Consider the following 13,193-nt stretch of genomic DNA (forward strand, 5'->3'; position numbering starts at 1 on the left):
TTACCATGAAACTTTGGCAGAAAAATACAGGCGTTGCAAAAGAAATAGAGCGGTTTACGATAGGCAAGGATCCTGAACTGGACACCGAACTGGCTGCCTTTGACGTGCTGGGCTCGCTGGCGCATACGCGCATGCTGCAAAGTATAAACCTGCTTTCGGCAGCGGAACTGGAGGTGTTACAGCACGAATTAAAAGCGATCTATAAAAGCATAGAAGCCGGAGACTTTGCCATCGAACCGGGCGTGGAAGACATTCACTCGCAGGTGGAGCTGGAGCTGACACGACGGGTAGGAGAGGCGGGCAAAAAGATCCACAGCGGTCGCTCGCGCAACGACCAGGTGCTGCTGGATTTAAAGTTATACTTCCGCTATCAGCTGCAACAAACTGTAGAGCAGGTAGCAGGATTCTTTGAAGTGCTCCAGCAACTAAGCGAGCAACACAAAGCGGTGCTACTGCCCGGCTACACACACCTGCAGGTGGCCATGCCATCTTCGTTCGGATTATGGTTTGGCGCTTACGCCGAGAGCCTGGTTGATGATGTGCAGCTGCTATTGGCTGCTTATAAGATCGTAGACAAAAACCCACTGGGCTCCGCGGCCGGCTATGGCTCGTCTTTCCCCCTGAACCGGCAAATGACCACCGATCTGCTGGGTTTTGAAAGTATGAACTATAACGTGGTGTATGCGCAAATGGGCCGCGGCAAATCAGAAAAAGTGGTGAGCATCGGGCTGGCTTCGGTGGCAGCCACCCTGGCCAAAATGGCCATGGACCTGTGCCTGTACATGAGCCAGAACTTTAGCTTTATCGCTTTGCCCGATACGCTGACAACCGGCTCCAGTATTATGCCGCACAAAAAGAACCCGGACGTATTCGAGCTGGTGCGCGGCAAGTGCAACAAACTGCAGGCCCTGCCCACCGAAATCAGTATGTTGCTCATCAACCTGCCATCCGGTTACCACCGGGAACTGCAGGTACTCAAAGAAGCGCTTTTCCCTGCTTTCAAAGAGCTCCGCGATTGTCTCGACATCATGGCCTACATGTTACCGCAGCTGCAGGTAAAAGAAAATATCCTGGCAGATGAGAAGTATAAGTATCTCTTTAGCGTGGACGCTGTAAACGCCAATGTGTTAGAAGGAATGCCGTTCCGGGATGCCTATAAGGCTGTAGGGGAGAGCATCGAAAAGGGGAGCTTTACTGCGCCGGCTGCTGTGACCCACACCCATGAAGGCAGCATCGGCAATTTATGCAATGCGCAGATAGCAGATCAGATGGCCGCTTTGCTGCAGCAATTCAACTTCGGGCGGGTGGCCGATGCTTATGCAAAACTGCTGGCTTAGAATTACAACTGCTTTCTTAGTTCCAGCGGTACTGCTGAGGTTTGCTTTGGCGGAGCTTACGGGAGGTCTGCAATAAAGTGCCCACCAGCAAAGCAAGTATAATAGCCAGGGCAATGACCAGGTAAGACAGAACTTTCAGGGCTTGCACCTGTTGCCCGGCGGACCGGTAGAGTTCCTGGCCAACTTCTTCCTGTAGCGATAGGAGAGCATGCAGAGGTGGCAGCATTCGCGTAAAAGCTGTTTCCCCCTGGTGTTGGTAAAGGCTGGCTGCGGCTTGCAGCTGGTCTCTGTTACTATATACCAGCAGTTGCTGCTGTATGCCCAGCCACTGCTGGCGGGCCATTTTATACTTGCGCAGATTGGCGCTTTCCTTTTCTGTTAAATACGTGATTTCAAACCGGGCAAGCAGCGAATCCTGGGTTGTGGCCAGGCTGATTATACCTGCCTGCAACGCTTGCCTATCCTGTAACGACGGCGTTTGAAGCAGGCCCTCCAGCTGCTGCCGGTTTTCATAGTGCTTTTCGAGCAATGCCGAAATATCCAGCGCCGGCACCAGCCTGTCGTGGTAGACGGATGCAAACTGCCCACCGATCCGGGCCATACTGTACTGCACAAACCAGTTGGCAAGTATGATCAGGATAAATACAAAGCCAAGCCCCAGGCTTATTTTATTCCGCTGCGAAACGGTGTAATTCCAACTCATAGCTAGCTGATAGGTAGATAAATCAAGATAGCGAATTTAATGTTCAAAGTAAAACGGCTGCTTTCTGTCCCGAGTAAAAGCGGCCGCTTTTCGTGTCAGTTTGTTCTTTTAAAAATCATAATATTTCTTTTTCCTGCTTCGTATAACAGGCACAACCAGCCTATGCGGCTGGCTGATGCAAACCAAATTTGCCTGTGATTCCGATAAAGATCCACACTCAACCCGACGACTCCACCTGCGGCCCGACAAGCCTGCATGCTGTTTACCGCTATTTCAAAGATCCTATTTCTTTGGGGGAGGTCATCAAAGAAGTTCCTTACCTGGATGAAGGCGGAACGCTGGAGGTTTTACTTGCCTGCCACGCCCTGCAACGCGGCTACCAGGCTATTATTTATACTTATAACCTCCATATTTTCGACCCGACCTGGATCGGACTGGGAAACGAAGAGGTAATCCTGAAACTGGAGGAGCAGATGGAAATCAAGAAAGGCAAGAAATTTCAGCGGGCCACCCGCGCGTACATTGACTTTCTGCGACTTGGTGGACAAATCAAATGCCGGGACCTTACAAAAGCCCTGCTCCGCGAGTATTTTGAACAGGATATTCCACTCCTCACGGGCTTAAGCGCCACTTACCTGTACCAGAGTGCCCGCGAAACAGCTGATGCGGCGGGTAATTCTATTTACGATGATGTAGCGGGTTTTCCGATGGGGCATTTTGTGGTGCTGTGCGGCTTTGGCGAAGACCAGAAGAAAATTGTAGTGGCCGATCCTTACGGCGAAAACCCCTATTTCAACACCAATTATTATGAAGTGAGCGCCTCCCACCTGATCAATTCCATTATGTTGGGAATGGCCACTTTCGATGCAAACCTACTGGCAATTAAGCCCCTATCCAAAGAACCTGTGCAAAGCTAGAAAATGCGAAAAATCGTTGTAGTAGACCATCCCGGCGACTGGGAAATGGTCATAGAAGATGTGGAAGTTGTAGATGCACAGACATACCTGACCAGCACCGCTTACACCGATATTAGGAACGCCCGAATATTTAATCTCTGCCGCTCGTACCGATACCAGAGCGGCGGCTATTATGTGTCGCTGCTGGCTGAAGCGCGGGGCCACAAAGCCATCCCGAGCGTTACGACCATGCAGGATCTCAAAAGCCCGACCATTGTGCGGGCCATCACCGTCGAGATCGAGGACCTGATCAAGAAAAGCCTGGCAAGCCTGCGTTCTAAAACCTTTACCCTGAGCATTTACTTTGGGCAAAACGTGGCGCAGAAGTATGAGAAGCTTTGCAAGCAGCTGCACGACCTGTTTCAGGCACCGCTGCTGCGTGCCCAGTTTGTGTACCGCGATGAATGGGTACTGCAGAGTATTTCACCGATTCCGGTAAACGAAGTGCCCGAACACCACCACAAGTATATGAAGCGCTTTGCCAAGGCCTACTTTGCACGCCACCGCTTTGCCAGCGCCCGGCTTACGCGCAAGATCTATGACCTGGCCATACTGGTAGACCCAGCCGAAAAAGCGCCGCCTTCCAACGACAAAGCCATTCAGCATTTTATAGAGGCGGCCGAAAATATGGGCTTCTATACCGAGCTTATCACAAAAGACGATTACCGCCGCCTGCCAGAGTTCGATGCCTTATTTATCCGCGAAACTACCGCTGTAAACCATCATACTTACCGCTTTTCACGCAAGGCGTTTGCCGACGGGCTTGTGGTGATCGATGATCCGGTTTCTATTTTGCGCTGCACCAACAAAGTATACTTGGCCGAGCTGCTGGCAAAAGCCAAAGTGCCGATCCCTAAAACCATGATCATCCACAAAGATAACCGCGACCAGGTAGAGGCGGAGCTTGGCCTGCCCTGCGTTTTGAAGAAACCGGACAGCTCCTTCTCGCTGGGCGTGGTGAAGGCGAAGGATAAAGCAGGTCTCAAACGCGAGCTCGACCAGATGCTGGAAGATTCAGAGCTGATCATCGGCCAGGAGTATACCCCGACCGAGTATGACTGGCGCATCGGCATACTGGACAAGCAGCCGCTTTATGCCTGCAAGTATTTTATGGCCAAAGGCCATTGGCAGATCTATAACTGGAACGGCGAAAAGAAACAGGACGAGGAAGGGGATGATGAAGTAGTGCCTTTCGAAGAAGTACCCTTTCATGTGCTGCACACCGCCCTGAAAGCGGCCAACCTGATCGGCGATGGCTTGTATGGCGTAGACCTGAAAGATATTGACGGCAAGGCTTATGTGATCGAGATCAACGACAACCCTAGTATAGATGCCGGTTGCGAAGACAAGATCCTCAAGAAAGAGCTTTACAGTGCCATCATCAAGTCAATTAAACGCCGCATTGATAACCAGAAAATGAGCAGAACCAATGAGTAGCCAGACCAGCACCCTGCACTTGTTCGAAGGATTCGGGGTAGAGTTAGAATATATGATCGTGGATGCCCGCACGCTGCAGGTCTCCCCCATAACCGATAAACTGATCTACGATGAAGTAGGCGCCTATGTGTCGGATGTGGAGTTCGGGGAAATTGCCTGGAGCAACGAGCTGGTGCTGCACGTGGTGGAGCTCAAAACCCAGTTACCGGCTCCTTCACTGGCAGGCCTGCACCTTAAATTCCAGGAGCATGTGCGTAAAATTAACGGCAAGCTGCGCAAGTATAATGCCTGCCTGCTGCCCACCGGCGCCCACCCGCTCATGGACCCCTACACAGAAACGAAGCTCTGGCCCCACGAGCACAATGCTGTCTACGAGGCCTACAACCGTATCTTCGACTGCCGGGGCCATGGCTGGGCCAACCTGCAAAGCACGCACCTGAATCTGCCCTTCGGCAATGACGATGAATTTGGCAAGCTGCATGCAGCCATCCGCATGGTGCTGCCGCTGATTCCGGCGCTGAGCGCTTCGTCGCCCATACTGGATGGCAAAGTGAGCGGCTACCAGGACACACGCCTTGAAGTCTACCGCCACAACCAGGACAAAGTGCCCAGCGTGGCAGGCAAGGTCATTCCGGAAGCCGTTTTCAGCAAGCAGGACTACGAGCAGCACATCCTCCAGCGCATTTACCACGACATCGCAGCACACGATCCGGAAGGTATTTTGCAGGAGGAGTTCTTGAACTCTAGAGGCGCCATAGCGCGGTTTGTGCGTGACGCTATCGAGATCCGGCTGATCGATATCCAGGAATGTCCGCTGGCTGATCTGGCCATACTGCAGGCCGTGGTTGCTGTGATAAAAGCCCTTGTTGCCGAACACTGGGTGCCGCTGAGTGAGCTAAAGCAATGGAATGAGGATACCCTCTCGGCGTTGCTGCTGCAGGTGATCAAAAATGGCCAGCAGGCGGTGCTGACGGATCAGAACTTTACCAGGTGCTTTGGCTTTCAGGGAGGCGAAAATGCCACAGTAGGGGAGCTTTGGAAGCACCTGGTGGCGCAAACGTTGCCTTCGGATGCCCAGGAGGAGATTAGTGAGGCGCTGAACATCATCCTTACAAAGGGCAACCTGTCCAGCCGCCTTTTAGATGCCTTAGGCCAAAATCCTTCCGAAGCGTCCATCATCCAAGTATACCGGCAACTTAGCCAGTGCCTGGAAAGCGGTGACCTTTTCCTTCCTAAATAAGTATGCTGAAATTACTTTTAACCTGTGAGCACGGCGGCAACCGGATTCCGCCTGAATACATTTCTTTGTTTCAAGGTGCAGAAGAGGTGCTGGCCTCGCACCGCGGGTATGATATCGGGGCTTTATCGCTTTTTAAAGAATTGCAGCCACTGGCAAGCGCCAGTTACTTTTCCGAGAATTCGCGCCTTTTAGTGGAGCTCAACCGCTCACTGCACCACCCGCACCTGTTCTCAGCCTACACCAAACCGTTACCCGAACAGGAAAAGACCGCTATACTTAATGCCTTTTACTTTCCGTACCGCCGGCAGGTAGAGCAGGCCGTACAGGAAATGGTGCAGAATGGCGACCAGGTGCTGCATTTGTCAGTGCATACCTTTACGCCCGTGCTCAATGGCGTAGAACGCCAGACGGATATCGGGTTGTTGTATGATCCGGCCCGAAAAATGGAGCAGGCTATTTGCAAAGTCTTCAAGGAGCATTTCCCATTGGAGCCTGAAAAGCTGCAGATACGCTTTAATTATCCGTACCTTGGCAAGTCCGATGGCTTAACAACGTACCTGCGCGGCCGGTTCTCGGAAGTGCAGTATCGGGGCATCGAGCTGGAAGTAAATCAATGCTTTGCGCAGGGCTCCGCCAAAGTATGGGGGCATGTGCGCTGGCAGATAAAACAGACACTAAACCAGGTACTGCATACCAGCCGCGTGCCTGTGGCAGGTTAAGAATAGTATTTGTTCTATCATAACGCTTGTTTAGCAAAACAAAATCCGGAAATTACTAGTATGGAATCAAGAATGAGTTTGCCTTATTTTAATGGCAGGCATTTATACTTTAATCATACAATCACATTAATCCCTTAAAACTATGAAGTTTAGAAGTTTACTTAACCTGGCAATGGCATTGATCATCGGGCAGCTGCTTTTTGCATGTAGCTCGGCTAAATACTACGAATTTTCTGCGCAAAAGCCAGAAGCTTACAACAAGGTAAAAGATAAGCCGGCCCCCGGGCAAGCTGTCGCTCCGACCTTATCGGAAGTAGCCCTGGCAGCTGCCGAGGAGAAAGCTGCTACAAAAGCAGCGGCGCCTGTACTGGAAGCAAGTACCGTGAAAACACCTGCTGCAGCTCCCAAAAAAGTGGCTGCCTTGCCAGCGGCTCCTGCAAACGTAAACACAGCGGTAACGCCGGCAACGGAAACAAAAACCATCACCGAGGCTGAAGCCGTGAGTATGGCCAAAGCTCGCCTAGCTACTATGACAAAAGCTGAGAAGAAGGAATTTAAGAAAGATGTGAAAGAGGCCTACCGGGCCAGTAGCAATACTTCGATCGTGGAAATCATCCTGGCCGTTTTGTTACCGCCGCTGGCTGTGTTCCTGCACGATGGCATCGGAACTTCTTTCTGGATCAGCATTATCCTGACCCTGCTCTTCTATTTACCAGGTATTATTTATGCCTTGCTGGTTGTAACCGACACGATCTAAGTATAACTCTTTTTACTTAAAACAGAAAAAGCACCGTTACGCGGTGCTTTTTCTGTTTTAAAGGTAATATGCTAACCTCTGTAATTTTGAATGCGTTTAATAAAAATCAGCATACTAGTATATTGCGCAGGCAAACCTAATCCCTCATCTGCATGGACTACAAAGATTACTACAAAGTACTGGGCGTTGCGAAAACGGCATCGCAGGCCGAAATAAAAAAAGCTTACCGTGCTTTGGCCAAGAAATTCCACCCTGATAAAAATAAAGGCGACAAAGCGGCTGAAGAAAAATTTAAAGACATCAGCGAAGCCTACGAAGTACTTGGTGACGAAGAAAAGCGCAAGCAGTATGACCAGCTCGGAGCCAACTGGCGCCAGTACCAGAATGCCGGCGCTGGCGGCCAGTACGGGGGCAGACCAGGTGGCGGTTTCCAGGGGGGCGGCTACTACGAAGGCGACATCAACGATATGTTTGGCGGCGGAGGTGGCGGCTTTTCCGACTTCTTCCAGCAGTTTTTTGGCGGTGGCAGCTCAGCCGGCTTTGGCGGGCAGGCGCAGGGCAGAAGCCGGGCCCAAAAAGGGCAGGATTACCAGGCCGAAATGGATATTACCCTGCAGGAGGCGCACGACGGCACTTCGCGCCTGCTGACAGTAAACAACCAGCAGCTCCGCATCACCACCAAGCCAGGTGTAGCCGATGGGCAAACGTTGCGCATCAAGGGCAAAGGAGGCCCGGCAGCTGGCGGCGGCACAGCCGGCGACCTGTACATCAACATTCATATTCAGCCAGACCCGCGTTTTGTGCGGCAAGGAGATGACCTGCACACCAGCATGCCGGTAGATATGTACACGGCCATACTGGGAGGCAATGCGCAGGTAAATACCCTGGCAGGCCAACTGAAATTAAAGATCCCGGCCGGTACGCAAAACGGTAAGACATTGCGGCTTCGGGGCAAAGGCATGCCACATTATGGCAAAGCGGACCAATACGGCGATCTGTACGTAAAAATAGATGTGATGCTTCCCACCAACCTTTCGGATGAAGAAAAGGCACTGCTGGAGCAACTGCGTGATAAACAGGCAGCGCGAGCAGCTAATGTATAAGTAACCACAGACCTCACATTACTCAGGAGCTATGTTAATATCCATTCAACCGTCACCTTACCACAGCCGCATAGATGATTTCATCGACAGCATGGCTGACAGCAAGCTTACGTTTTATGCCAGCGACCTGCTGAGCCAGCATGGCTGCGAAAGTATGGCCGAATTAAGCCAGGCCATTAAGCGGGCCACCCAGGTTTGCTCCTCCATGCACCTGCCCCTGCGCGAAAACTTCAAAGTCGTGTTTCGTTCCAGAGGAGGAGAGGTACTGCAGGACTGGCGCTTATCGCCGATGGCGTATATGCTGATGGTGATCAATGCCGATGCCAGCAATGATCTTATTGCCCGGATGCAGGTGGAAATGGTAAAGCGGGCGCTGCACCTGGAGTAAAAGCTTCTGCCGCTTGTGCTGGTAAATAATGCTGCAACGCATCTTCCCACCCGAATTGCTGGCACAGGCGACGCATGTTTTCAGGCATCGATGCAGTTATACGTATTGTTGCACCGGTAAAAGGATGCTCGAAGGCAAGCGCGGCCGCATGGAGCAACAAACTGGTGCTCTGTAATTCTTCCTTAAACATGAGGTTGTGCCGCCAGTCGCCGTGGCGTTTATCTCCGATGATGTAATGGCGGATGTGCGCAAAATGCTTCCGGATCTGGTGCATCCGGCCCGTTTCGGGTTTTACCTGCACCAGGCTATAACGGGCGCTGTTGTAGCGGCCCACTGCTATCGGCAATTCTACAGTAGCGAGGCGGCGATAGGAAGTGAAGGCATCCTGCGGGGTTTTGTTTTTATGATCTTTGTCGGGTCGGATGGGGTTATCAATTACCTGCTCTTCGGGTGTATAGCCGCGCACAATGGCAAAATAGGTTTTGTCGGCTTCCCGCTCTCCAAACGCTTTGACCAGGGGCGCAGCCGCTTCGGCATTTTTTGCAAACAGCAGCACCCCGGATGTGCCCCGGTCCAGGCGGTGCAGGGGGGATACGCGGTAGCCCAACTGGTCGCGGAGAAGCTGCAGGGCAAATTCTTTTTTCTCTTCGGCAATGCGGGTGCGGTGCACCAGCAGGCCATTGGGTTTATTGATGGCGACGTACTGATCGTCTTCAAAAATTATGTCTAACACGTTTTGTTGAACTTTAAGCAATGCAAAGGTAGTATATTTCTGATGCATGCGCGGGCTCGGTCAGGAGCCGGGGAAAGCAACCTGTTCGTTATAATTTATAGAGTCCCTGCGGGATGACGTTTTTTAGAAACACCTGAATCATTACCTTGCATTAAATTTGAACATGAATGGCTATATCATTAGATAACCTGAGAAGAGGGAAGAAATACCGGCTACGGAACTATGGAGAGGAATTTGACTTCCAGGTAATGGATATGCCCGAAGAAAATGTTTACCGGGTAAAGGATTTAAATACGCTGGAGTATTACCTGCTGCATGACCTGGTAAAGTATGGCAAAGGCAAGGACTTTGACCTGGAAGAACTGGATGACCGGGCTTAGCTTCCCCGGCTTACCTTGCCTTTCAGCTCCCAATGGCTTTTAACGATCTCCTCGGAGCCAGTTTCCCGCACGATGCGACGCACGTACCGCTCGCCTGCTATACTACCATCATCGCGTCTTTTGCCAATAAACAGAGTAACGGGTTCTCCCAGTTCGTTAGTAACATAGGTCATATCTACGCCGGCAAATTTGCTATCAATGCGCTCTTGCGGTGCGTAGCGCTTGTTCAATATTTTTTCCAGTTTAGGATTTAAAGGCATCTTTATCCGTTAGTTATACTTCCCGTTTTATACGGGCTCCTTTCAAAACCGGTATTTGGATATCATTAGTACTTTTTTCCGTAATTCAATGCGCAGGAAAGCGGCAGGAGTTGGTTAAAAGGGCTCAACTGATAAGATATCAGTGCCGTTGAGGCTGCCTTTTATACTTCCTTTTAGAAGGATGTTTTATAGGTAAACGTAGATAGTATTACCGCGTATAAGCCACATACAAGGAGGTTAACTATGCAGCCACAACAAGCCCATTATTTTGTCTATATATTCGGAGGAAACCCACGTTCTGAACTCCGTATCGGTATAGCCGACGATCTGCAGCAGATGCAAAACGCGCCGCAGCAGCAGGCGCAAGCCAGCCCGGAAAACTGCAAACTCGTATACTATGAGCATTATGATGTGGAAGAGATCGCCTTAAACCGCGAACGCCAGATCAAAAATGGCGGCATCGACTCCACTTATATGCTCATTGAGTCTATGAATCCGAACTGGCTGGATCTGAGCGACATGCTCAACGGCTGATCCTGTCTTCTGCTTAAAGATCAAGAAAGTACCTGCCGCAGGCATGTATAAACACATGCCTGCGGCTTCCTGCATGTCCTTCCCGGCACATCCTGCCTTATAACTTTATACCTGCCATATCTATTAAAACGCCTTCCTGTGTCTTTCAGAGCACAAAGAATTTGACGATGGTTAGACATTAAGCTGCCATACCCGTAACTTTGTCTTCCGAAGCCGCATTGCCGCCTACGGGTATTTCCCATACAAACAATCCCTTTCCAGAGTACAGGCATGTTGATCCAGACCATCAAAAACAAAAGTGAAAGTGTACGGCTGCAAATAATCGTGGTGGTAGTGGGCGTTTTGCTGCTGGTTGCTAAATTCATCGCTTTCTTTCTCACCAACTCAAACGCCATTTTAACCGATGCGCTGGAGTCGATCGTAAACGTGGTAGCCGGCGCTTTTTCGCTATATAGCCTGATCCTGTCGGCCCGGCCCCGCGACGAAAACCATCCTTACGGCCATGGCAAGATCGAATTTATAGCGTCTACCCTCGAAGGTTCTATGATCATGGTGGCCGGCGGCGCCATTATTATCAAATCCATTCTGAACCTGTTACATCCGGTGCCGCTTCAGGAATTGGATCTGGGTATCTTGCTGATAGCTGCTTCGGGGCTAATAAACTTTGTAGTGGGCATGGTGACCGAGCGAAAAGGTCGCCAGAATAATTCGCTGGTATTGGTAGCAGGGGGCAAACACCTGAAATCGGACGCTTATTCAACAGCAGGCATCCTGGTAGGTCTTTTACTGATCTTCCTGACCGGTATGGTATGGTTAGACAGCGTAGTAGCAATTCTTTTCGGCTGTATCATTGGCTATACAGGTTATCGAATTCTGCGCAGCTCAGTGGCCGGCATTATGGATGAAGCCGATTATGAATTGTTGCAGAATATCGTGCAGGTGCTCAACGATAATCGCCGCGAAAACTGGATCGATATTCATAACCTGCGCGTTATCAAGTATGGTGCCACGCTGCACATCGATTGCCACCTCACTGTGCCCTGGTACCTGAACGTGCTGCAGGCCCACGACGAAGTGGAAGCCGTAGGAAAACTGGTGCGCGAAAAAATTGACCAGGACATCGAATTGTTCATCCATACCGATCCCTGTATCGAGGCGTCCTGCTCCATCTGTTTTAAAGAAGATTGTACCGTGCGTCGCCACCCTTTTAAAAAGCGCGTAGAGTGGGTGCTGGAAAAGGTTATTGCGGACCGCAAGCACAGCCTTTAACCTGCAAGGCTATTCAGAGGCTATTTTCCGGGCAATTATGCTGTTAAATGTTGGAAGGTAGTATCTTACAATACTAAATTGCTTTGTACTTTAATCTCCCTTGACAGGAGCGTAGCATGAGAAATTCGAGACCGGCAGCCTTAAGCTTTATTTTTATTACACTGCTGATTGATATTACGGGCCTGGGCATTATTGTGCCCATTATGCCGAAACTGATTAGTGGCCTGATCCATGGCGATCTTAGCCAGGCTTCCGAATATGGCGGATGGCTGACCTTTGCCTATGCGCTGATGCAATTCATTTTTGCACCTGTGCTCGGCAACCTTAGCGACCGGTTTGGCCGCCGGCCCATCATCCTGATTGCCTTGTTCGGGTTTGGCCTTAACTATATATTTATGGCCTTTGCACCCACCATTGCCTGGTTGTTTGTGGGCCGCATTTTGTCCGGAATAACGGGGGCAAGCTTTACGGCCGCCTCGGCCTATATTGCCGACATCAGCACACCGGAAAAAAGAGCACAGAATTTTGGCATCATTGGGGCAGCTTTCGGGGTTGGTTTTATCATCGGGCCCGTATTAGGCGGCTTGCTGGGACAATATGGCGTGCAGGTGCCTTTCCTGGCCTCAGCAGGACTTAGCCTGTTAAACTTCCTGTATGGCTACTTTGTATTACCCGAATCGCTCTCACCCGAGAACAGGAGGGCTTTCAGCTGGAAACGATCCAGCCCGCTTGGCGCCCTGACGCACCTGAAAAAATTCCCGGCTATTTCCGGATTAGTGCTCTCACTTATACTTGTTTACATAGGCGGCCATGCCGTGCAAAGCACCTGGACTTACTATACCATGCAAAAATTCAGCTGGAACGAAGCATGGGTGGGGTATTCGCTGGGAACACTTGGGATTCTCACAGCTATTGTACAGGGCGGGTTGATCCGGGTGATTATACCCAAAATAGGGCAGGAGCGGGGTGTTTTTATCGGGCTGTTGTTGTATGGCATTGGCTTTTTCCTGTTTGCAGTAGCCAATCAAAGCTGGATGATGTTTGTCTACATGATCCCATATGCGCTGGGCGGCATTTCCGGACCCGCGCTGCAGGGAATTATCTCTAATCAGGTACCTGATAACCAACAGGGCGAACTGCAGGGAGGATTAACCAGCCTGATTAGCGCCACATCCATTGTAGGGCCGCCGCTGATGGCCAGTTTGTTTGCTTATTTTACCAGTAGGCAGGCACCATTTCAGTTTCCGGGCGCGCCGTTTGTTTTAGGCGCTATCTTAATGGTAATCAGTTCCTTTATGGCTTACCGGAGCTTCAGAAGAGGCAGCAGCCTGTAACAAGTATAAAATGCCTTTGTAACAAAGCACCTGAACCAATCCA

General features: G+C 50.7%; 15 protein-coding genes. 12 read left to right on the plus strand and 3 right to left on the minus strand.

Going from position 1 to position 13,193, the window contains the following annotated elements; translation table 11 throughout:
- The first annotated feature begins 5 nt into the window (after window positions 1-5).
- Window positions 6-1,337 carry an argininosuccinate lyase gene (gene argH, locus LWL52_RS08505; RefSeq protein WP_242918836.1) on the plus strand — a complete coding sequence of 444 codons (1,332 nt, stop codon included), beginning with the start codon at window positions 6-8 and terminating at the stop codon, window positions 1,335-1,337.
- Window positions 1,338-1,353: 16 nt separating this feature from the next.
- Here argH and LWL52_RS08510 read toward each other — a convergent pair whose 3' ends face one another.
- On the minus strand, window positions 1,354-2,040 hold the full coding sequence (locus tag LWL52_RS08510; RefSeq protein ID WP_242918837.1) for an MCP four helix bundle domain-containing protein: 687 nt from the start codon (window positions 2,038-2,040) through the stop codon (window positions 1,354-1,356).
- Window positions 2,041-2,234: 194 nt separating this feature from the next.
- On the opposite strand from LWL52_RS08510, the gene LWL52_RS08515 reads away from it, so the two are divergent.
- The 7 genes from LWL52_RS08515 (at window position 2,235) to LWL52_RS08545 (ending at window position 8,640) form a co-directional block, all read left to right on the plus strand.
- On the plus strand, window positions 2,235-2,957 hold the full coding sequence (locus LWL52_RS08515) for a C39 family peptidase (RefSeq protein ID WP_242918838.1): 723 nt from the start codon (window positions 2,235-2,237) through the stop codon (window positions 2,955-2,957).
- A 3-nt stretch (window positions 2,958-2,960) separates the two neighbouring features.
- Window positions 2,961-4,433 (plus strand): RimK family ATP-grasp domain-containing protein, encoded by a 1,473-nt coding sequence (locus tag LWL52_RS08520; RefSeq protein WP_242918839.1) that lies wholly within the window; start codon window positions 2,961-2,963, stop codon window positions 4,431-4,433.
- The gene (locus LWL52_RS08525) at window positions 4,426-5,673 is read left to right on the plus strand and encodes a carboxylate-amine ligase (protein WP_242918841.1); all 1,248 of its coding nucleotides are present in this window, start codon (window positions 4,426-4,428) and stop codon (window positions 5,671-5,673) included. Before LWL52_RS08520 ends, LWL52_RS08525 begins: the two co-directional genes overlap by 8 nt.
- A 2-nt stretch (window positions 5,674-5,675) precedes the next feature.
- Complete coding sequence (locus LWL52_RS08530; protein WP_242918843.1) at window positions 5,676-6,392, plus strand: N-formylglutamate amidohydrolase; 717 nt, start codon at window positions 5,676-5,678, stop codon at window positions 6,390-6,392.
- A gap of 142 nt (window positions 6,393-6,534) precedes the next feature.
- A complete protein-coding gene (locus LWL52_RS20705; RefSeq protein ID WP_242918844.1) occupies window positions 6,535-7,149 on the plus strand; it encodes a YqaE/Pmp3 family membrane protein in 615 nt (204 codons plus the stop codon).
- Between the two features lie 152 nt (window positions 7,150-7,301).
- Window positions 7,302-8,252 carry a DnaJ C-terminal domain-containing protein gene (locus tag LWL52_RS08540; protein ID WP_242918845.1) on the plus strand — a complete coding sequence of 317 codons (951 nt, stop codon included), beginning with the start codon at window positions 7,302-7,304 and terminating at the stop codon, window positions 8,250-8,252.
- A 31-nt stretch (window positions 8,253-8,283) separates the two neighbouring features.
- On the plus strand, window positions 8,284-8,640 hold the full coding sequence (locus LWL52_RS08545; RefSeq protein WP_242918846.1) for a hypothetical protein: 357 nt from the start codon (window positions 8,284-8,286) through the stop codon (window positions 8,638-8,640).
- Here the strand turns inward: LWL52_RS08545 and LWL52_RS08550 are convergent.
- Entirely contained in the window at window positions 8,588-9,373 is a 786-nt protein-coding gene (locus LWL52_RS08550; RefSeq protein ID WP_242918847.1) for a pseudouridine synthase, read from the minus strand. The genes LWL52_RS08545 and LWL52_RS08550 overlap by 53 nt on opposite strands.
- Before the next feature lie 167 nt (window positions 9,374-9,540).
- Between LWL52_RS08550 and LWL52_RS08555 the strand changes: the two genes are divergently transcribed.
- Window positions 9,541-9,753, plus strand: coding sequence for a hypothetical protein (locus tag LWL52_RS08555; RefSeq protein ID WP_242918848.1), 213 nt, complete (start codon window positions 9,541-9,543; stop codon window positions 9,751-9,753).
- Here LWL52_RS08555 and LWL52_RS08560 read toward each other — a convergent pair.
- On the minus strand, window positions 9,750-10,013 hold the full coding sequence (locus LWL52_RS08560; RefSeq protein ID WP_242918849.1) for a hypothetical protein: 264 nt from the start codon (window positions 10,011-10,013) through the stop codon (window positions 9,750-9,752). The genes LWL52_RS08555 and LWL52_RS08560 overlap by 4 nt on opposite strands.
- A 243-nt stretch (window positions 10,014-10,256) precedes the next feature.
- Here LWL52_RS08560 and LWL52_RS08565 point away from each other — a divergent pair, with 243 nt between their 5' ends.
- The 3 genes from LWL52_RS08565 to LWL52_RS08575 all read left to right on the plus strand — a co-directional run bounded on the left by LWL52_RS08565 (window position 10,257) and on the right by LWL52_RS08575 (window position 13,150).
- Window positions 10,257-10,547, plus strand: a complete 291-nt coding sequence (locus tag LWL52_RS08565; RefSeq protein WP_242918850.1) for a GIY-YIG nuclease family protein — start codon at window positions 10,257-10,259, stop codon at window positions 10,545-10,547.
- A 270-nt stretch (window positions 10,548-10,817) separates the two neighbouring features.
- A complete protein-coding gene (locus LWL52_RS08570) occupies window positions 10,818-11,816 on the plus strand; it encodes a cation diffusion facilitator family transporter (protein ID WP_242918851.1) in 999 nt (332 codons plus the stop codon).
- A gap of 116 nt (window positions 11,817-11,932) precedes the next feature.
- Entirely contained in the window at window positions 11,933-13,150 is a 1,218-nt protein-coding gene (locus LWL52_RS08575; protein WP_242918853.1) for a TCR/Tet family MFS transporter, read from the plus strand.
- Window positions 13,151-13,193: the final 43 nt, after the last annotated feature.

Source organism: Pontibacter liquoris (assembly GCF_022758235.1).
GTDB lineage: Bacteria > Bacteroidota > Bacteroidia > Cytophagales > Hymenobacteraceae > Pontibacter > Pontibacter liquoris.